The sequence below is a fragment of the Bradyrhizobium sp. HKCCYLR20261 genome, assembly GCF_051168435.1.
Lineage (GTDB): Bacteria > Pseudomonadota > Alphaproteobacteria > Rhizobiales > Xanthobacteraceae > Bradyrhizobium.
The window spans coordinates 277,669-297,852 of sequence record NZ_JBNPUZ010000007.1; the positions used below are offsets into that span (position 1 = coordinate 277,669).

The 20,184-nt window shown below is 65.1% G+C and carries 12 protein-coding genes; 10 read left to right on the forward strand and 2 right to left on the reverse strand.

The window, feature by feature from the left end; genetic code table 11:
• The first annotated feature begins 4 nt into the window (after positions 1 to 4).
• Positions 5 to 1,975, forward strand: coding sequence for an asparagine synthase (glutamine-hydrolyzing) (asnB, locus tag ACQR1L_RS19370; protein ID WP_434859506.1), 1,971 nt, complete (start codon positions 5 to 7; stop codon positions 1,973 to 1,975).
• 3 nt (positions 1,976 to 1,978) lie between these two features.
• Here asnB and ACQR1L_RS19375 read toward each other — a convergent pair whose 3' ends face one another.
• Positions 1,979 to 2,941, reverse strand: coding sequence for a lysylphosphatidylglycerol synthase transmembrane domain-containing protein (locus ACQR1L_RS19375; RefSeq protein ID WP_434859507.1), 963 nt, complete (start codon positions 2,939 to 2,941; stop codon positions 1,979 to 1,981).
• A gap of 195 nt (positions 2,942 to 3,136) precedes the next feature.
• Here ACQR1L_RS19375 and ACQR1L_RS19380 point away from each other — a divergent pair, with 195 nt between their 5' ends.
• The 6 genes from ACQR1L_RS19380 to ACQR1L_RS19405 all read left to right on the forward strand — a co-directional run bounded on the left by ACQR1L_RS19380 (position 3,137) and on the right by ACQR1L_RS19405 (position 13,776).
• Positions 3,137 to 4,420: a nucleotide sugar dehydrogenase gene (locus ACQR1L_RS19380; protein WP_434859508.1), complete on the forward strand. Its 1,284-nt coding sequence runs from the start codon at positions 3,137 to 3,139 to the stop codon at positions 4,418 to 4,420.
• 10 nt (positions 4,421 to 4,430) lie between these two features.
• On the forward strand, positions 4,431 to 5,447 hold the full coding sequence (locus tag ACQR1L_RS19385) for an NAD-dependent epimerase (RefSeq protein WP_434859509.1): 1,017 nt from the start codon (positions 4,431 to 4,433) through the stop codon (positions 5,445 to 5,447).
• A 12-nt stretch (positions 5,448 to 5,459) separates the two neighbouring features.
• Positions 5,460 to 6,872 carry a mannose-1-phosphate guanylyltransferase/mannose-6-phosphate isomerase gene (locus ACQR1L_RS19390; protein ID WP_434859510.1) on the forward strand — a complete coding sequence of 471 codons (1,413 nt, stop codon included), beginning with the start codon at positions 5,460 to 5,462 and terminating at the stop codon, positions 6,870 to 6,872.
• 69 nt (positions 6,873 to 6,941) lie between these two features.
• Entirely contained in the window at positions 6,942 to 9,161 is a 2,220-nt protein-coding gene (locus tag ACQR1L_RS19395; RefSeq protein WP_434859511.1) for a tetratricopeptide repeat protein, read from the forward strand.
• Between the two features lie 90 nt (positions 9,162 to 9,251).
• Positions 9,252 to 11,474, forward strand: coding sequence for a tetratricopeptide repeat protein (locus tag ACQR1L_RS19400; protein ID WP_434859512.1), 2,223 nt, complete (start codon positions 9,252 to 9,254; stop codon positions 11,472 to 11,474).
• Positions 11,475 to 11,556: 82 nt separating this feature from the next.
• Positions 11,557 to 13,776 (forward strand): tetratricopeptide repeat protein, encoded by a 2,220-nt coding sequence (locus ACQR1L_RS19405; protein ID WP_434859513.1) that lies wholly within the window; start codon positions 11,557 to 11,559, stop codon positions 13,774 to 13,776.
• Between the two features lie 7 nt (positions 13,777 to 13,783).
• Here ACQR1L_RS19405 and ACQR1L_RS19410 read toward each other — a convergent pair whose 3' ends face one another.
• Positions 13,784 to 14,497 (reverse strand): DUF1223 domain-containing protein, encoded by a 714-nt coding sequence (locus tag ACQR1L_RS19410; RefSeq protein ID WP_434859514.1) that lies wholly within the window; start codon positions 14,495 to 14,497, stop codon positions 13,784 to 13,786.
• Positions 14,498 to 14,844: 347 nt separating this feature from the next.
• Between ACQR1L_RS19410 and ACQR1L_RS19415 the strand changes: the two genes are divergently transcribed.
• The 3 genes from ACQR1L_RS19415 to ACQR1L_RS19425 all read left to right on the forward strand — a co-directional run bounded on the left by ACQR1L_RS19415 (position 14,845) and on the right by ACQR1L_RS19425 (position 20,141).
• Positions 14,845 to 15,846: a Gfo/Idh/MocA family protein gene (locus tag ACQR1L_RS19415; RefSeq protein WP_434859515.1), complete on the forward strand. Its 1,002-nt coding sequence runs from the start codon at positions 14,845 to 14,847 to the stop codon at positions 15,844 to 15,846.
• Between the two features lie 52 nt (positions 15,847 to 15,898).
• A complete protein-coding gene (locus ACQR1L_RS19420) occupies positions 15,899 to 17,047 on the forward strand; it encodes a DegT/DnrJ/EryC1/StrS family aminotransferase (RefSeq protein WP_434859516.1) in 1,149 nt (382 codons plus the stop codon).
• Positions 17,048 to 18,401: 1,354 nt separating this feature from the next.
• A complete protein-coding gene (locus tag ACQR1L_RS19425) occupies positions 18,402 to 20,141 on the forward strand; it encodes a DUF6119 family protein (protein ID WP_434859517.1) in 1,740 nt (579 codons plus the stop codon).
• Positions 20,142 to 20,184 lie beyond the last annotated feature (43 nt).

Sequence of the window (20,184 nt, forward strand, 5' to 3'; positions counted from 1 at the left end):
ACTCATGTGCGGCATAACCGGACTGTTGCGGCCGGGCGGGGCTGACGAGAGCATGCTGACCGGCGTCGTCGCCGGCATGACGGCGGCGCTCGCCCATCGCGGGCCGGATGCATCGGGGCTGTGGACTCGGGCCGATGTCGGTTTGGCCCTCGGCCAGCGGCGACTGGCGATTCTCGATCTTTCCGAGGCGGGCGCGCAGCCGATGCACAGCGCCTGCGGGCGCTACACCATCACCTTCAACGGCGAGATCTACAACCATCTCGAAATTCGGGCCGAGCTGGAGGCGTGCGGCGGGGCGCCGAACTGGCGCGGCCATTCCGACACCGAGACGCTGCTTGCCGCCGTCAGGCAATGGGGCATCCAGCCGGCGCTGCAGCGCCTGATCGGCATGTTCGCGTTCGGGCTATGGGATGCCGAGATGCGGCAGCTGACCCTGGCGCGCGATCGCTTCGGGGAGAAGCCGCTGGTCTACGGCTGGTGCGGCACCGACCTGGTCTTTGGTTCGGAGCTGAATGCGCTTGCTGCGCACCCCTCATGGGCGCCGTCGCTCGATCGCGCGGCGCTGACATCGTTCATGCGCTACTCCTACGTTCCGGCGCCCGCGACCATCTGGACCGGCCTGCGCAAGCTGCCTTCGGCCTCGTTCGTGAGCTTCTCCGCGAACGCCGCGCCGGGGAGCCTGCCCGCGCCGCAGGCCTATTGGTCGCTGCGGGACGTCGTCGTCGCCGCCCAATCCGATCGCATCCAGAGCGAGCCGGACGCGGTTGCGCGGCTGGAACAGCTGCTGTCCGCCGCCGTGAAGCGCCAATGCCTCGCGGACGTGCCGCTCGGCGCCTTTTTGTCCGGCGGCGTCGATTCGTCGACCATCGTCGCCTTGATGCAGGCCCAGACGAGCCGGCCGGTGCGCACATTCAGCATCGGGTTTGCGGAGGGCGGCTACAACGAGGCCGAGGATGCGCGCAAGGTGGCGCAGCATCTCGGCACCGATCATACCGATCTCTATGTCGATGCGCGGACCGCGATGGACGTGGTTCCCAGGCTCCCGCTCATCTATGACGAGCCGTTCGCCGATTCCTCGCAAATTCCGACCCATCTGGTGGCGCAACTGGCGCGCCGCCACGTGACCGTGGCCCTGTCCGGCGATGCGGGCGATGAGCTGTTCGGCGGCTACAACCGGCATGTCTGGGGCGAGCGGCTGCAGGCGCGCCTCGGCCGGCTGCCGGTGCCGGTGCGGCGGATGCTCGGGGCCGCACTCGGCGCGGTCGCGCCGGAACCTGCGGACACGATCCTGTCGGCGCTGCAGCCCATTCTTCCGGCGCGCTTTAAAGTGCGGCATGCCGGCGATCAAGCCGCCAAGCTCGGCCGCCTGATGGCCGCGGACGGTTTCGAAGGCCTGTACCGGACGTTGTGCTCGATCGACCAGGATCCCGCCCGCACGGTGATCGGCGGTAAGGAGCGCGCCGGCTGGGCGGCCGATGAACTGCACAAGCTGACGCAACCGCTCGATCCGCTCGATCGCATGACGCTCGCGGACTCCCTCAGCTATCTCAGCGACGACATCCTGCAGAAGGTCGATCGCGCCGCGATGGCGGTGGCGCTGGAGACGCGCGTGCCGTTCCTCGACAAGGACGTCGTCGAATTCTCCGCCAGGGTTCCCGCCAGCATGAAGGTGCGCGATGGCCGCGGAAAATGGCTGCTGCGGCAGGTGCTGTATCGCCATGTGCCCGCCGAGATGATCGACCGGCCGAAGACCGGCTTCAGCATCCCGATCGACGCCTGGCTCCGCGGCCCGCTGAAATCATGGGCGGCGGATTTGTTGTCGTCATCGCGGCTGCAGCGGCAAGGCCTGTTCGACCCTGCGCGGGTAACGCGCATGTTCGACGAACATCTCAGCCGCCGGCACAATCACGCCTACTGGCTGTGGAATGTGCTGATGGCGCAGGCCTGGCACGACCAATGGGCGGCCAACCGTTAGGCGTCACTCCTCCGCGGTCGCGGGGATAGCCATCCGGCCCGCGCCCTTCTCGGCGCTGAGGATCCACACCAGCCCGCCCATGCCGCCGACGATGAAATAGATCGCGCCGAACAGGATCGAGACCACCGTGCCGTCGGCCGGCGCCAGCCCGGCATAGCCGAACGTCACCATCATGGTGGCTTCGCGCACGCCCCAGCCCGCGATCGAAATCGGCAGCATCGTGATCAGCATGATCGGCGGCGTCAGCAGGAACAGCTGCTCGAAGCCGACGGACGCTGCGATCGAGCGCACGGCGCACCAGGCGATGACGACGGCCAGCACGTGGACGGAGAGCGAGAGCGCGGCGATCTTCACCGCGGTGGCCTTGCCGAAGATCACCTTGTTGGCGATCACCGAGCAGGCATAGACGTGACGCGTCGGCCACCACGCCTTCATCCACGCGGCGGGCAGGTAGCCGATGATCAGAAAGCCGGCGCCCGCCGCCAATGCGGCGGCATCGACGAGTACCAGCGCAAGGCGTCCGTTCTCGTTGGCGATCAGGCCGTAGCTCCACGGCAGGCTCGCGACGATGATCAGCGCCAGGGCGATGAACCCGACGGCGCGGTCGGTCAGGATCGAGTAGCTGGCCGCGCGCCATCCGGCGCCGGTGCGGCCGATCAGCCACAGCCGCACGGCATCGCCGCCGATCGAGGAGGGCAGGGTCTGATTGAAGAAGGCGCCGATCATGTTGTAGCGGAAGGCGCGCATGTCGGTCAGCGGCGCCCCGCACAGTGCCGAGATCTCGCGCCAGCGCAGCGCGCCGATGAAGATCTGCAGCAGCGTGATCGCCACTCCCAGCACGATCCAGCCGATGCTGATCTGGCTGAGCCGCTCGCGGATCGCCGCGAAGTTGATCCCGCGCAGCGCGAGATACAGCAAAGCGAGCGAAACCACGATCCGGAGAATGAGAATCAAAAACGCTCGCATGCGAGGGCTGGCTTCGCTCTTGGTTGAAAGGTCCCAAGCCGAGTGCGAGACGCGCAACTCCCGTCCTGGCGGCATCGAGGCCCGGATGGGACCGGCCCATCGGGGCGGCCGACCCCTTGCGGTCCCGATGCCCCGGTGGCTAAACAGTCGCAGGGGTGGCGTCAATGGCCTCCGAAACGACCGGAATATCAATTTATGTCTCATGGCCGGAAGATTGCGGTGATAGGCCTCGGCTATGTCGGCCTGCCGGTCGCCGCCGCGTTCGCGCGCGCGGGCTGCCCGGTCATCGGGTTCGACATCGATGCCGTCAGGGTCGCCGAGCTCCGCGAGGGCCGGGACCGGACCTGCGAAGTAGATGCGGCCGACCTCCGCTGGCCCGGCCTGCGCTTCAGCAGCGACCCTGGTGAGATGGCCGCGGCCGACTTCTTCATCGTCACCGTCCCCACACCGATCGACAGCGCGCGCCGGCCCGATCTCGGCGCCATGCTCGCCGCGACCCGGGCCGTGAGCGCCGTGTTGAAGCGTGGCGACATCGTCGTCTACGAGTCCACGGTCTATCCGGGGGCGGTCGAGGAGGACTGCGTGCCGCTGCTCGAAAGCGGCTCGGGGCTGAGGGCCGGCCGCGACTTCAACGTCGGCTATTCGCCGGAGCGCATCAATCCCGGCGACAAGACGCATCGCTTCGAGACCATCACCAAGGTGGTCTCGGCCCAGAACGCCGAGACACTCGAGACGGTGGCCGCCGTCTACGGCTCCGTCGTGTCGGCCGGTATCCACCGCGCCCCGTCGATCAAGGTCGCCGAGGCGGCCAAGGTGATCGAGAACACCCAGCGCGATCTCAACATCGCATTCATGAACGAGCTGTCGCTGATCTTCCAGGCGCTCGACATCGACACCGGCGACGTGCTGGCGGCGGCCGGAACCAAGTGGAACTTCCTGCCCTTCACGCCGGGCCTCGTCGGCGGCCACTGCATCGGCGTCGATCCCTATTATCTCACCTATCGTGCCGAAAAGGCGGGCTATCACCCCGAGGTCATCCTCGCGGGCCGCCGGATCAACGATGAGATGGGGCGGCGCATCGCGCGGGAATGCATCCGTGGGCTTTTGAAGCGGCGCGGCCGCAGCGGCGTCGTCACCATCCTCGGCATGACGTTCAAGGAGAACGTTCCTGACATCCGCAATTCCCGCGTGATCGACATCATCAGCGAATTGCAGTCGTTCGGCATCGAGGTGCAGGTCGCCGATCCGCTCGCCGATGCCGCCGCCGTGCATGAAGAATACGGCATCGGCCTCACGCCGATGATGGAGCTGCAGCCTGCCGACGCCGTCGTGCTCGCGGTCTCGCACGATCCGTTCCTGGCCGGCGGCTGGCCGCTGGTTCAGCGGCTGTTGCGCGAGGAGAGCGGCCTCGTGCTCGACGTCAAGATGAAGCTCGACCGCGCGAGCAAACCCGCCGCCATCGAACTCTGGCGACCGTAAGGAAGTGACCATGGCCGATCAGCCCATCCTCGTGACCGGCGCCGCCGGCTTCATCGGCTTTAACCTGTCACAGAAGCTGCTCGCCGAGGGGCGGCAGGTCGTCGGGCTCGACAATCTGAATTCGTACTACGATCCCAAGCTGAAGGACGCGCGCCTGGAGATCCTGAAGGCGCAGCCCGGCTTCACCTTCCACAAGCTCGATCTCGTCGATCGCGCCGGCGTCAAGGCGCTGTTTGCCCAGAATCGATTTCCCGCGGTGGTGCATCTCGCCGCCCAGGCCGGCGTGCGCTACTCGCTGGAAAATCCGCATGCTTACGTCGACGCCAATCTCGAAGGCTTCATCAACGTGCTCGAGGGCTGCCGGCATCACGGCTGCGGGCACCTGCTGTTCGCCTCGTCCTCGTCGGTCTACGGCGCGAATACGAAGCTGCCGTTCTCGGTCAAGGACAATGTCGACCATCCGATCAGCCTCTATGCGGCGAGCAAGAAGGCCAACGAACTGATGGCGCATTCCTACAGCCATCTCTACCGGCTGCCGGCCACAGGGCTGCGCTTCTTTACCGTCTACGGCCCCTGGGGCCGGCCGGACATGGCGATGTTCATCTTTGCCAAGGCCATCCTGGCGGGACAGCCGGTCAGGCTGTTCAATCACGGCCAGATGCGGCGTGATTTTACCTATGTCGACGATATCGTTCAGGCCATCGGCCGCCTGATCGGCCGTCCGCCACAGGGAAACCCGGATTGGGATGGAAACAGGCCCGATCCTTCGAGCAGCCGGGCGCCATGGCGGATTTACAATATCGGCAACAATCACCCCGAGCAGTTGACCGACGTGATAACGCTGCTGGAGAAGGAATTCGGCCGGCCGGCGATCAAGGAGATGCTGCCGATGCAGCCCGGGGACGTCGAGGCGACCTATGCTGACGTCAGCGACCTCGAACGGGACATTGGCTTCCGGCCGGCGACGTCGATCGCCGACGGCATTTCACGTTTTGCGAAATGGTATCGCGATTACCACCAGATTTGATGGACTGATTTCATGACCGGACGCATCATTCCCCTCATCATGTGCGGCGGCGCCGGGACCCGGCTGTGGCCGGCCTCACGCGAAGTGCGGCCCAAACAGTTCCTCCCGCTGTTCGGCGCGCGCTCCACCTTCCAGGACACGCTGCTGCGCGTGTCGGACGCTGACCTGTTCGCGCGGCCGATCATCATCACCAACATGGCCTATCGCTTCATGGTGCTGGAGCAGCTTGCCGAGATCGGCATCGAGGCCGATGTCCTGCTGGAGCCGATGCGGCGCGACTCTGGGCCGGCGATCGCCGCCGGCGCCGCCTTCGCTCAGTCGCGCGACCAGGACGCCGTGGTGCTGGCGCTCGCGGCCGACCATGTCGTGCGCGACAACACGGCCTTCGTGGCGGCCTGCCGGCAGGGGCTGGCGGCGGCGGAAGCTGGCCGGATCGTCACCTTCGGCGTCAATCCGGAGCGTGCGGCGACGGAATACGGTTACATCAGCCCTGGCGCTGTGGTCTCCGGAGAAGTACGGGCCGTGGCCAAATTCGTCGAGAAGCCGGACCAGCCGACCGCCGAGCGCTACATCGGCGAGGGCTATCTCTGGAACAGCGGCAACTTCATGTTCCGTGCCGGCGTGCTGCTCGACGAGTATCGCAAGTACGATGCCGGCAGCGTGCAGAGCGTCGCCGACGCGGTCGCCAAGGCCGGCCGCGATCTCAGTTTCATCATCCTGGACTCCGATGCCTTCGCCGCAGCCAAGCCGATCTCGATCGACTATGCCGTGATGGAGAAGACCGAGCGGGCCGCCGTCGCGCCGGTGTCGTGCGGCTGGTCCGACGTCGGCTCGTGGCACGCGGTCTGGGAGCTGTCCGACAAGGACGGGCAGGGCAACGCCGCGCGCGGCACCGCCGTGTTCGAGGATTCCCGCAACTGCAACGTCGTCACCGACAAGGCGCTGGTGGCGCTCGAAGGTGTCGACGATCTCGTCGTCGTCGCTGCGCAGGACGCGGTCCTGGTGTCGCGCCAGCGCGACGCCAACGGGCTGAAGCGGCTGGTCGCCAAGCTCAAGACCGTGGCGCCGGAGGTTACCGAGGCGCACATCAAGGTCCACCGCCCCTGGGGCAGCTATCAATCGGTCGACAATGGCGAGCGCCACCAGGTCAAGCGCATCGTGGTGAAGCCCGGCCAGCGGCTGTCGCTGCAGAAGCACTACCACCGCTCCGAGCACTGGATCGTCGTCCGCGGGGCGGCGCGGGTCACGGTCAACGAAACGGTCAAGACCGTCCACGAGAACGAATCGATCTATATCCCGATGGGCGCGGTGCACCGGCTGGAGAACCCGGGCAAGATCCTGCTGGAACTGATCGAGGTCCAGACCGGCTCGTATCTCGGCGAGGATGACATCATCCGGATCGAGGACGATTACCGCCGCGAGTAAAGCGGGCGCTCGCCGCGAATCAGGCGAGCCGTGCTAGATAGCCCCGGATCAGCCCGCCGGAGAGCTTCGTTGCAAAGCACGATCGGATCGCGCGCGTTCCAGAACGCGCGCCTGCAGAAGAAGAACCGCAAGCAGGCAGATGGCCTGATGCCGAAGGCCGTCGAGGCCTATCGCGCGGGCCGGCACGCGGAGGCCCAGGCCATCTGCGGCCAGGCGCTCGGCCTCGTACCCGATCATTTCGACGCTCTCCACCTGCTGGGCGCCTCCGCGCTCGACAGCGGCCGGTTCGATCTCGCGGAGCAGGCGCTCACCCGTGCCGTCGCCGTGGAGCCCCGCAACGCCGAGGCGCTTGCCAATCTCGGCCTCGTGCTGTTCAGCCTGAAGCGCTACGAGGAGGCGCGCGCGGTGCAGGAGCGCGCCGTCGCGCTCAAGCCGACCTTCGCGACGGCCTGGACCAGCCTGGGCAACACCTTGATGAACATGCAGCTGTTCGCGCAGGCGATCGAAGCGCATGACCGCGCCATCGCGCTCAAGGCCGACTTCGCCGACGCTTATTGCAACCGGGGCATGGCGCAACTGCTCCTGCTGCGCAACGAGGAGGCAAGGCAGAGTTTCGATCGCGCACTGGCCCTGGCGCCGCGCCACATGCAGGCGATGTTCGGCAAGGGGCTCGTCAGCATCAATCTGCGGCACCTCGAGCCGGCGCTGGCGGCCTTCAATGCGGCGCTCGCGCTCAAGCCGGGAGCGGCCGCCGTGATCGCGCAGCGCGGCCGGCTCTACGTGCAGATGGCACGGTTCACGGAGGCCGAGGCGGATTTCGATGCTGTGCTGGCGGTCGATCCCGGGCAGGAGTCTGCACTGCTCGGCAAGGCGCATGTCTGCGTCCTGACCGAGCGGATTGCGCCAGCGATGGTCGCCTGCAAGCGGGTGCTCGAGCAGAACCCGAGGTCCGAGGTGGCGTTGATCTGGCTCGGCACCTGTCTCGCCAAGCAGGGCGATACCGCCGGCGCCATCCAGCATTTCGACCGCGCGCTCGAGATCAAGCCGGATTTCGAGGATGCCATCCTGAAGAAGATCTTCGCGCTCGATTTCTATCCCGGCGCCGACGTCGCCGTGCATCAGGCGGTCCGGCGCGAATGGTGGGAACGCATCGGCGCGCGCATCCCGCAGCGCCAGTTCGCCTCCATCGACCGCAATCCGGACCGCCGCATCACGGTCGGCTACGTGTCGTCGGACTTCCGCAGCCATTCGGCGGCGCTGACCTTCCTTCCGGTGCTGCGCCATCACGACCACGCCGCCTTCAAGGTCGTCTGCTACTCGTGCTCGACGCAGCTGGATTCCGTCACCGAGCAGTGCAGGGCGACGGCCGACATCTGGGTCGATGCCGCCCAGATGTCCGACGACGAACTCGCCGACCGCATCCAGGCCGATCAGGTCGACATCCTCGTCGACCTCTCCGGCCACTCGGCCGGCAACCGCCTCACGGTGTTCGCGCGCAAGCCCGCGCCGATCCAGGTCACGGCCTGGGGCAATGCGACCGGCACGGGATTGCCGACCATGGACTACTTCTTCGCCGATCCGGTGTCGGTGCCGGTGGCGGTGCGGCCGTTGTTTGCGGAAAAAGTCTACGATCTTCCGGCGCTGATCACGACCGATCCGCTGCCCGGCGCGCAGGCGACGCCGCTACCGATGCTGCGCAACGGCCACATCACCTTCGGCGTGTTCAACCGGGTCGACAAGATCTCCGACCAGGTGCTGACTGTCTGGACCGCGCTTCTCCGCGCGCTTCCCGACGCCCGCATCATCATCAAGAACGGCGCGCTCGACGATGCTTTCCTGCGCGACGGACTGATCTCGCGCTTCGTGGCGCACGGCATCGTCGAAAGCCGGCTGACCTGCCTGGGATCGTCGATGCGGCAGGAGCACATCGCAGCCTTCGCGGAGATCGACATATCCCTCGATCCCTTCCCGCAGAATGGCGGCGTGAGCACCTGGGAATCGCTGCAGGCCGGCGTGCCCGTCGTGGCGAAGCTCGGCAACAGCTCGGCCTCGCGCGCCGGCGGCGCGATCGTGAAGGCGATCGGGCTCGACGACTGGGTCGCCGAGGACGATGACGGCTACGTCGCGGTCGCGCTCAAGCATGCGGCGGATCCCGAGGCGCTGGCGCGTGTCAGGGCCGAACTGCCGGCGCGCGTCGCGAGCTCCGCTGCCGGCAATGTCGAGGCCTACACGCGCAAGGTCGAGGACGGCTATCGCCAGTTCTGGCGCGACTATTGTGCCGCTGGCTGACGGTCCTGCGTTCGCGTTCACTGTCCTCTCCCTGTTCACGCGTCCCATTGTTCGAGTGAGTGCTAATGCGTCACCCCCTGGAGGCCACTCGTGGCAAGCAATGTCGGTTCGCGCGCATTTCAGAACGCGCGGCTGCTGAAGAAGCATCGCAAGCAGGTCGATGATCTCCTGCCGCGCGCGGTCGCGGCCTATCGCGCCGGCCGGCGGGCCGAAGCGCTGACAATCTGCGGCCAGATCCTGGCGTTGCTGCCCGACCATTTCGACACGCTGCATCTGCTCGGCGTCGTCGCGCTCGACAGCGGCGAGATCGATCTCGCCGAGCAGGCGCTCACGAAGGCGGTCGAGATCGAGCCGCGCCATGCGGAGGCGCTGTCCAATCTCGGGCTGGCGCTGTTCAACCGCAAGCGTTTCGAGGACGCCCGCAAATGCCAGGAGCGGGCGGTCGCGCTGAAGCCGAATCTCGTGGTCGCGCTGACCGGGCTCGGAAACACGCTGATGCGTCTCGGACGCGCTGACGAGGCGATCGCCGCGCATGACCGGGCCATTGCGCTGAAGCCGGACTACGCCGATGCCTATTGCAATCGCGGCATGGCGCTGCTGCCGCTCAACCGCAACGCCGAGGCGATCCAGAGCTTCGACCGCGCGCTGTCGCTCAACCCGCGCCACATGGAGGCGTTGTTCGGCAAGGGGCTGCTCAGCCTCGAGCAGCGCCATCTGGCGGAGGCGCTCGCTTGCTTCGATGCTGCGCTCGCGATCAGGCCGGGTGCGCCGCTGGTGCTGGCGCAGCGCGGCCGGCTGCATCAGATGACCGGGCGCTTCGACCTCGCCAAGGCGGACTACGTGGCGGCGCTGGCGCGCGATCCGACGCTGGAGATCGCGCTGCTCGGCAAGGCGCAGCTCGACCACTTCACCGACATCGCCCAGGCCGTCGATGGCTGCCGCAAGGTGCTGGAGCAGAATCCGCGTTCCGAAGACGCCTGGCTGTGGCTCGGCATCTGCTTCGGCAAGCAGGGAGAGCTGGATGCCGCCATTGCGCATTTCGATCGCGCGCTGGAGATCAGGCCCGACTTTCCGGAGGCCATGACTGCGAAGATCTTCACGCTCGAATTCTCGCCCGAGGCGGATTTCGAGCTGCATCAGGCGGTCAGGCGCGAATGGTGGCAGCGCATCGGCAGCCACATCGCGCGCCGAGCGCCGCCGCCGCGTGACCGCGATCCGGAGCGGCGGCTGACGATCGGCTACGTCTCGTCGGACTTCCGCAATCACTCTGCGGCGCTGACCTATCTGCCGGTTCTGAAGCATGCCGACCGGCAGGCGTTCCGCATCTGCTGCTACGCCTGCTCTCCCGTGAATGACGCCGTGACTTCGCAGTTCCGCGCCTGTGCCGACGTCTGGATCGATGCCTCGCAATTTTCCGACGATGAGCTCGCCGATCAGATCGAGGCTGACGGCGTCGATATCCTTGTCGATTGCTCCGGTCACTCGGCCGGCAACCGGCTGCCGTTGTTCGCCCGCAAGCCCGCGCCGGTTCAGGTGACGGCCTGGGGCAGCGGCACCGGCACGGGGATGCCGACCATCGACTACTTCTTCGCCGATCCCGTGACGGTGCCGAAGGCCGTGCGCCCTTTGTTCGCCGAGCAGGTCTACGATCTGCCCGCCGTGATCACCACCGAAGCCTTGCCCGGCCTCGTGCCGACGCCGCTGCCGATGCTGCGCAACGGCCATGTGAGTTTCGGCGTGTTCAATCGCCTCGACAAGGTCTCCGATCCCGCGCTCAGTGTCTGGACGCGGATCATGCAGGCGCTGCCGGACTCCCGGATCGTGATGAAGAGCAGCTCGCTGGACGATCCCTTGTTGCGCGATCGCCTGCTGGCGCGTTTCGCGGCCCACGGCGTGGCGCCCGAGCGCGTGGTCTGCCTCGGCCGGTCGACGCGCGAGCAGCAGATCGCGCAGTTTGCCCTGGTCGACATCTCGCTCGATCCGTTCCCGCAGAATGGCGGCGTCAGCACCTGGGAATCGCTGCAGGCCGGCGTGCCCGTGATCGCCAAGCTCGGTCGAAGCGCGGCCTCGCGCGCCGCGGCCGGGATCGTCTCGGCGGTCGGGCTCGGCGCATTCGTCGCCAGGGATGACAATGCCTATGTTGCGCTCGCCGTGAGCTGGGCCTCCAGGGCGGAGGAGCTGGCCAAGCTGCGCGCCGAGCTGCCGGCGATGGCGGCGAACTCGGCTGCCGGCAATGTCGCGACCTACACGCACAAGGTCGAGGAGGGCTACCGCCTGTTCTGGCGTCGCTATTGCGCAGGCGGTGGAGAGTGAAATAAGCGGTGGCCTCGGACGAGGCCACGCAAATGTTCGTCGCGTTCTCAGGATCTGCATACTGCCTCGGGGGGGCAAGTCTTTGGCTAGCAATGTCGGGTCTCGCGCCTTTCAGAACGCGCGGCTCCAGAAGAAGCACCGCAAGCAGACCGACGAGCTGATGCCGCGCGCCGTCGCCGCCTATCGGTCCGGCCGTCACGCCGAGGCGCAGGCGATCTGCGGTGATATCCTGGCGCTGTTGCCGGATCATGTCGATGCGCTGCATCTGCGTGGCGTCACAGCGCTCGACGGCGGCCAGTTCGAGCTGGCCGAGCAGGCGCTGACCAGGGTGGTCGAGATCGAGCCGCGCCATGCCGAGGCACTGTCCAATCTCGGCCTCGCGCTGTTCAACCGCAAGCGGTTCGAGGAGGCGCGCAAATGCCAGGAGCGTGCGATCGCGCTGAAGCCCAATTTGCTCGTCGCGCTCACCGGCCTCGGCAACACCCTGATGCGGCTGGGGCGGCCGGAAGAGGCGATAGCAGCGCATGACCGCGCGATCGCGCTGAAGCCCGACTATGCCGACGCCTATTGCAATCGCGGCATGGCGCTGCTGCCGCTGGCCCGCAATGCGGAGGCCAATCAGAGCTTCGAGCGGGCGCTGTCGCTCAATCCGCGCCACATGGAGGCGATGTTCGGCAAGGGGCTCGCGAGCATTGCGCTCCGCCATTCCGACGAAGCGCTGGCGGCCTTCGATGCCGCGCTCGCAATCAAGCCGAACGCCGCGCAGGTGCTGGCGCAGCGCGGCCGGCTGCATCAGCAGGCCGGACGCTTCGACAAGGCGATGCCCGATTTCGAGGCTGCGCTGGCGCTCGATCCGCGCCACGAGGTGGCGCTGCTGGGCTTCGCGCAGCTCAGCGTCATCAGGGACAACATTGCCCCCGCAATGGATGCCTGCCGCAAAGTTCTGGAGCTCAATCCGACGTCCGAAGTCGCCTGGACATGGCTCGGCGAATGCTTCTGCAAGCAGGGCGATCTCGCCACAGGTCTTGCGCATTTCGATCGCGCGCTCGAACTGAATCCGGCCTATGGCGATGCGATCACGGCCAAGATCTTCCTGCTCGACTTCATGCCGGACACCGGCTTCGCCCAGCATCAGGCGATCAGGCGCGAATGGTGGACCCGGATCGGCGCCGCGATCGAACGCCGTCCGCCGCCCGTGCGTGATCGCGATCCGGAGCGGCGGCTGACGATCGGCTATGTCTCGTCTGATTTCCGCAGCCATTCGGCGGCGCTGACATTCCTGCCGGTGCTGCGCCATCACGACCACGCCGCGTTCAAGGTCGTCTGCTACTCCTGCTCGCCGCTGCGCGACGCGATGACCGAGCAGTGCCGCGCGGCGGCCGACCTCTGGGTCGACGCCTGGCAGATGTCGGACGAGGAACTTGCGGATCGGATTGACGCCGATCAGGTCGACATCCTCGTCGATCTCTCCGGCCATTCCGCCGGCAACCGGCTGCCGGTGTTCGCCCGCAAGCCGGCGCCGATCCAGGTCACCGCCTGGGGCAGCGGCACCGGCACGGGACTGCCGACCATCGACTATTTCTTCGCCGACCCGGTCACCATCCCGGAGCCGGTGCGTCCGCTGTTCGCCGAGCAGGTCTACGACCTGCCGGCCGTGATCACCACCGACCCGCTGCAGGGCTGGCAGCCGACGCCGCTTCCGATGCTGCGCAACGGCTTCGTCACCTTCGGCGTCTTCAACCGCATCGACAAGATCTCCGATCCCGCGCTGGCGCTGTGGGCGCGGATTATGGGCGCGCTGCCGGAGGCGAGGATCGTCATCAAGAACGGCGCGCTCGACGATGCGCTGGTGCGCAACGCGCTGATCGCCCGCTTCGTCAACAATGGCATCGCCGAGGAGCGCGTCACCTGCCTCGGCCTGTCGACGCGCGACCAGCACATCGCCCAGTTCGCGAACATCGACATGTCGCTCGATCCGTTCCCGCAGAATGGCGGCGTCAGCACCTGGGAGTCGCTGCAGGCCGGCGTGCCGGTCATCGCCAAGCTCGGGCAGGGCGCCGCCGCGCGCGCGGCCGCGGCGATCAACGTCGCGGTTGGTCTCGATGACTTCGTGGCGAGCGATGACGACAGCTATCTCGCCATCGCCCTCAAACATGCCGCGGCGCCCGGGGAGCTCGCGAAGCTGCGCGCGGCGCTGCCGGCAATGGCCGCCAATTCCGCGGCCGGCAACGTCGAGACCTACACCCGCAAGGTCGAGGAGGGCTATCGTCAGTTCTGGCGCAGTTTCTGCTCCTCCTCCTGACCTCGGGCTACAAGCGCGCGGCGCCGACGATGCGTCCGTCCGGCGCTTCGAGCAGGACGGCGGCATCCTCGCCCTCCGGCATCGACTCGGTGAGGCGCAGCGCCGCTCCGCTCCACTCGCCGAGCGAGCGCACCGACCGCACGACGTTCAGCTCCTCCAGCGTGCGGCCGCCATTCTCGCCGCGGCGGATCGGCGTTTCGTGGCGGCGGTCGAAGCCGACCAGCAGCACGCGGCCGCGTCCCTCGCCGTTGCCGACGTCGACCGTGAGCTTGTCGCCGCTGCGCGCGAGCCTGACGCTTGCAGCCGTCGCGCTCGCGCTCCTGGCGCGATCGATCGCCGGTCCGATCTCGGCCCTGTTGGAGCCGACATGGCTCGTTACTCCGTCGACGACGATCTCCGGCGTGTAGGAGCCGTCGCCGAAGCGGCTGCCATAGCGCGCCTGACGATCGGTCGCCGCCTGCAATGAGAACGGGTCCTTCCAGCCGAGGCGATCCCAATAGGTGACGTGGAACGCCAGCGGCAGCACGTCGCGCCGCTGCCGCACCATCTCGTTCAGATACGCGTTGGCCGGCGGGCAGGAGGAGCAGCCCTGCGAGGTGAACAGTTCGATCACGACGAGCCGCTCCGCGGCTGCGGCGGCGGACGGCGCCCAGGGGGCGAACGACCCGAGCAGCAGGGCGACATGCGAAGCGTGGCGAAGCGAGGCGAGGCGGATGGTCATGGGCGTTCTCCCGCGATGTGACATGGCTCTGTCTTCGGCTGGGCGATCCATCGCGTTACCTCGGTACGCGGCCTACACGCAGGCGTGAACGCGTTGATCCCATGTCTCCGCGGCCTGTCGCGATCGTTGAGCAAGACCACCGCCACACGCGAAGGGCTCGCTGCAGGCCCTTCAAACTGCTCCGCTTTTCGTTCTCCTGTGATGTAACTTTCTGAATCAAATCGTGTCCTGAAAAGGCTTTCGGCATTCGCCTCGCCGGAAGCGCCATGCTAGGAGAGCTTCGTCCGGCTGATTTGCAGTTCATTAACTGTTATGGCCATTCCGTGACATCGATGGGGTCGAGCGACATGAGTTCCAAGGGGGCGGGCCACAAGGCCGATCTGAGACAGGCGCTGCGCGTTGGCGTCATCGGAGCCGGCGTGATGGGCAGCAACCATGCCCGTGTGCTCGCAGGTCTTCCCGATGTCCACTTGGTCGGCGTCGTCGATCCCTTGCCCGCGCATCGCAGCCGCGTCACCGAGCTTGCGAACTGCCCGACTTTCGAGAGCCTCGATCAGCTCGCCGCCGAGGGCGTTGACGCAGTTACCATCGCCGCCCCAACTCACCTGCACCATGAGCTCGCGCTCGCCTGCATCGCCCGCAAGGTTCATCTGCTCGTCGAGAAGCCGATCGCCTCGACGGTCGAAGAGGGCAAGGAGATCGTCTCGGCCGCGCACCGCGCCGGCGTCACCCTGATGATCGGCCATGTCGAGCGCTTCAACCCGGCCGTGGCCGCGATCAAGAAGGCGATCGCCGGCGAGGACATCCTGTCGATCGCCATCACCCGCGTCGGCCCGTTCCCGCCGCGCATGTCCAATGTCGGCGTCGTCATCGATCTCGCCGTGCACGACATCGACCTGATCCGCTGGTTCACCGAGTCGGATATCATCGAGGTGCAGCCGCAGCTGTCGAGCGCGGTGGCCGAGCGCGAGGACATCGCGCTGCTGCAGTTCCGCACCGCCTCGGGCGTGCTCGCCCACATCAACACCAACTGGCTGACGCCGTTCAAGGCGCGCAACGTCACGGTCGCGACGCGCGGCAAGTACATCATGGGTGACCTGCTCACCCGCCAGGTCACCGAATGCTTCGGCTTCAAGCCGGACGGCAGCTACTCGATGCGGCATCTGCCGGTCGGCCATGACGAGCCGCTGCGCGCCGAGCTGATCGCGTTCCTGCACGCGGTGCGCTCCGGCACCTCGCCGGCCGTGACCGGCGACGAGGGAGTCGCCAGCCTCGCGATCGCCACGCAGTGCCTGGAGACCTCGAGCCATCGTCCGGCGGAGGCCGCCAAGCTCCGCGCGGCCGGCTAGCCCGGGCGTCACCCGCTCCATCCCTGTCCGTTTCGAACCGTTGTCAGAGCTCATGAATCAGCACCTGCGTCATCAGCCCATTCCGTTCATCGACACCGCCGCGCAGCGTCAGCGGCTCGGCAAGTCCCTTGATGAGGCCGTCGCCCGCGTGCTCGCGCACTGCCAGTTTCTCGGCGGCCCCGAGATCATCCAGCTCGAGAAGGAGCTGGCGGAGTTCTGCGGCGCCAAATATGCCGTGAGCTGCTCCAGCGGCACCGATGCGCTGCTGATGGTGCTGATGGCCCAGGGCATCGGCCCGGGCGACGCCGTGCTGTGCCCGTCCTTCACCTTCTGCGCGACCGGCGAGTCCGTGGCGCTGACCGGCGCCACGCCGGTCTTCGTTGACGTGCTGGAAGACACCTTCAACATCGATCCGGCCTCGCTCCGCCGCGGCATCGCCACGGCAAAGCGGCTCGGCCTGAAGCCGAAGGCCGTGATCCCCGTCGATCTGTTCGGCCAGGCCGCCGACCATGACGCGGTCGCCGCGATCGCCGCGGACGAAGGCCTGTTCGTGCTCGACGACGCCGCGCAGGGCTTCGGCGCCAGCTACAAGGGCCGCCGCATCGGCACCTTCGGCCTGGCCACCGCGACCAGCTTCTATCCGGCCAAGCCGCTCGGCTGCTTCGGCGACGGCGGCGCCATCCTCACCGACGATGCCGGCCTGCTGGAGCGCCTGCGCAGCGTGCGCGCCCATGGCGGCGGCAGCGACAAATACGACAACGTCCGCCTCGGCCTCACCGCGCGGCTCGACACCATCCAGGCCGCGGTGCTGCTCGAGAAGCTCCGGATCTTCGAGGACGAGATCGCCGCGCGCAACTCGGTGGCCGAGCGCTACACCGCGGCGCTGGCCGACGTCGTGAAGGTGCCGCGCCTCGTCGAGGGCTGCACCTCGGTCTGGGCGCAGTACACCATCCGTCTGCCGCGCGGCGTCGACCGCGACACCTTCGCCGCCGCGCTGAAGGCGCAGGGCATCCCGACCGCGATCTACTATCCGAAGTCGATGCACCAGCAGACCGCGTATCGCGTCTTCCCGAGCGCCGATGGCGGCCTGCCGGTCAGCGAGCAGCTCTCGTCGGACGTCATCAGCCTGCCGATGCACGCTTATCTGGACGAGGCGACGCAGGCCCGCATCATCGACGTGGTGCGCGGCGCGCTGGCCTGAGCCGCGCGCATCGCACGTCGTCCGGCTCGCCGAGTCGCGGTGAGCCGCGCCTGTCGAGCTGATCTGCCCCCACAGGTAGCCCCACACACCAATGTCGTCCCGGCCTAGTGCGCAATTGCGCACGCGGCGCCGGGACCCATACCCCCAGGGAGCGGTTTGGGCCCCGCTGGTCATTGGCCCTTTGCCCCACACATCGGCCACGGTGTATGGGTCCCGGATCGGCGCCCGCCGCCGCTTCGCGCCGGCAGGCTTGTCCGGGACGACATCTGTGGGTAAGGCGCGACCGCCTTTCAAGCGGACCACAGCGGTGGGTTTGGCTACGGCCGCGTAGGGTGGGCAAAGGCGCGCCCCATCTGTGTGATTGTTGCTCCGCCGTGCCCACCATTCTCCACCACCGATGCCGATGCGCGATGGGCACGCGGCCGCCCTGCGGGCGGCTGCTTTGCCCACCCTACGGCCGTGGGCTCGATTCCGATTTACATCTCAAACAGCGATCGACACAGGGGCGCGGTCTCGCGGCAACTGATGCCCGAGGCTTGCGATCAACTCGCCCTCGCAAAGCGTGCAGAGGGCGCAGGGAATGCCGGGTGAAGGCCTCACCCATGGCCCGCCTGCGAACAAGAATGCAGGCGGCAGGTACCACAGGTTCAGCCGACATTCCGGCATTCCCTGCGCGATGGGCTTCCGGCTGCTCCGCGATCTCCCCGGTGCCCGGCTCGTTGGCCACCGTCGTCTGCGCCGTGCGATCAGCACGAGCGCGAACTTGACCTCAGCATCGGGAGGCCAGGACCACGCGACTTGACCGTCCGTGAGCGCCCGTTCGTCCGCACGCCGATCAAGGACATGCTGCAAGCTCCCACGGCCATCGCATCCCCGCCCCGCGTGTCGTGACGATCGCGCGCTACGCCCCTTCTGCATGAGGCGGGATGGCGGGATGGCGGGAGATAATCATGATTTCCGTAAAAACGCAAGGTATTTATAATTGCCGGAATCTTGTGGTGTTGCCTGCGTGTAAGGAGCTTTCCATTTAGCGGATCAGGCGAGCGCAATCTGCCCTATACCCGACTCGAACTCAGTTCGACTGTTTGTCAAGGACGCCCCTCTTGGACAGGGGCGCTAGTGACTGAAGACTAGTGTCAGAGCCGGCGATTGATGCTCACCCTGTTCGTCCAATGAACTGGGATGCCCGTAGAATTACGGACTCGATAGTTAGTTCTGTCGATCAAGGCACAACCCTTCGGAAAAAATCTTGGGAATTTATGTCGACGCTGCGGAATGAAGGGAGAAAGCATTTCGCGTTGCAACTGGAAGGACGTATCAACTAAGGCGTAATCATCAATAGGTGGGCAACTTCATGTCAGAGAAATTGCAAATTGCTATCTATAAGATGGAAGCCGGCATCTCCTTGGAGGAAGCAGCGGAGATAGCTAAAGGCAAGGGATTTTCAGAGCAAGCGCTCGAAGCTGAAACAGTGAACGAATTCAAGTTGAAGCTATACTATCAGATTAGGTCGTCCTCTCCGAGATGGAAGGAATTCGTTCAAGCTATCTCAAAGGCCAACGAGGAAATAGGGCAAGGAGGAAAAAGTCGCATAGAGGGATTTGTTCTCTTCCTTTCAAGGACGGATAGGTTGTACGCGATCACCGGCGGCCACGGACATTTCGTTATACAAGACCGCATCGATAGGAATTTTGGTATTGATGTATTTGCTCGCCTTATAAAGAAAGAGGACAAAATACTCAAATCGACGAGAGAAAAAAGCATCGTGGGTGGAATAATGGGGACGACCAAATATTTCCGAAACAACTTCAATTTATTCGACAATGATGGTTTCGGTAAAATTTATCAGGAGCTCAAGGCGCATCTAAACAAAGAAATCCTGACGGCAAAGCTCGGCTTCACCGAGGACGATATCAAAAAAGCCTCGTTGTGCGTTGCAAAGTCATCCTTTCGAGTCAACAAGGACATCTCGTTTGATCAGTTGGTGATGCTTATCAACGGATGTGAGTCGGTTTTGGAGACGGAGCAGCCGGTTTCAATCAACGATATTGAGCGACTCACCAAAAAAAGAAGTCAGGCGCTGATAGATCGATTGAACAAGGAGCTGTTCGCGCAGCTATGGAAACGCTACTCCGAGCCTAGCAATGGTATCGATTTCGACCTTTGCCACTACGAAGTGGAAAAATATCTCACGGCTTCTCACTATGCAATCACCAAAAAGAGCCAGGGAGGCGCATTTGGTGAGCGTGAATTCGACGAATTGTCCAATGTGGATTCTGTATTTGATGTTTTTCGATCTTTGCCAAAAACGCCGGAGAACCAAGAGGCGTTTGAAAAGCTTGCGCGAAACATAGTAATATCTGCATACGATGAGGAGGGGCGCTTGCTCACGGAGGGCGGTCTCGTCGATCATCTTTTGGGGGATGTGCCGTGCGACAACAGGCGATATTTTTTCATCGATGCGGCCTGGTATCTCATACGTGATTCATTCATCGAGCGGCTGAACGAGTATTGCGAAAGCTACATTCAGGGTCACTACGTCGATGGTCTCGATAAGGCGTGGGCCGAGGCGCTCCCCACAGAGAATGACTACAACGGTCAATATATAGGGTCAAACAATGCCCTGGTTCTTGACAAGATAGTTCCAGAGAATATCGAGCCGTGCGATATCCTTCGATGGGACGAGCAGAACTTGTATCTCTATCACGTCAAGAAGGGTTTTTCGAATACTCTGCGTGATCTATGTGCTCAGATTTTCATTGCTGCGACGAGAATTCAGCAGGACTTGAAGACCGAAAGAAAGTTTATTCGAAATACGTATCGCTCGCTCAAAGACAAAATCGGAGGAGAGGGTTACTTTGATAGGGCTGGCCGTCAAACGGAGGGGGTGAGCGAGGATGAGTTTGTAGAACTCTTCAATAAAAAGATCGTGTACGTGTTGGCCGTACTCGATACGGCGAGCGTCCATCGCGACATAAAGAACGTCAGGTTGTTCAATTCCAACATTGCAAAGTTCTCACTGCAGGAATTGTCGAAGCAGATGAGGATGCAAGATCTGGATTTCAGAATAACGCAGATTAGGCGGCCTTCTTGAGCGTCCGGCTGTCTATGACGCGAAGCACATTGTCGATTTCGCT

Bases quoted from the DNA above. Each gene is read 5' to 3' on its own strand.
- ACQR1L_RS19385 (WP_434859509.1), top strand. From the start codon at position 4,431: ATGGCCGATCAGCCCATCCTCGTGACCGGCGCCGCCGGCTTCATCGGC.
- ACQR1L_RS19410 (WP_434859514.1), bottom strand. From the start codon at position 14,497: ATGACCATCCGCCTCGCCTCGCTTCGCCACGCTTCGCATGTCGCCCTG.
- ACQR1L_RS19375 (WP_434859507.1), bottom strand. From the start codon at position 2,941: ATGCGAGCGTTTTTGATTCTCATTCTCCGGATCGTGGTTTCGCTCGCT.
- ACQR1L_RS19425 (WP_434859517.1), top strand. From the start codon at position 18,402: ATGTCAGAGAAATTGCAAATTGCTATCTATAAGATGGAAGCCGGCATC.
- ACQR1L_RS19415 (WP_434859515.1), top strand. From the start codon at position 14,845: ATGAGTTCCAAGGGGGCGGGCCACAAGGCCGATCTGAGACAGGCGCTG.
- ACQR1L_RS19420 (WP_434859516.1), top strand. From the start codon at position 15,899: ATGAATCAGCACCTGCGTCATCAGCCCATTCCGTTCATCGACACCGCC.
- ACQR1L_RS19380 (WP_434859508.1), top strand. From the start codon at position 3,137: ATGTCTCATGGCCGGAAGATTGCGGTGATAGGCCTCGGCTATGTCGGC.
- ACQR1L_RS19390 (WP_434859510.1), top strand. From the start codon at position 5,460: ATGACCGGACGCATCATTCCCCTCATCATGTGCGGCGGCGCCGGGACC.
- asnB (WP_434859506.1), top strand. From the start codon at position 5: ATGTGCGGCATAACCGGACTGTTGCGGCCGGGCGGGGCTGACGAGAGC.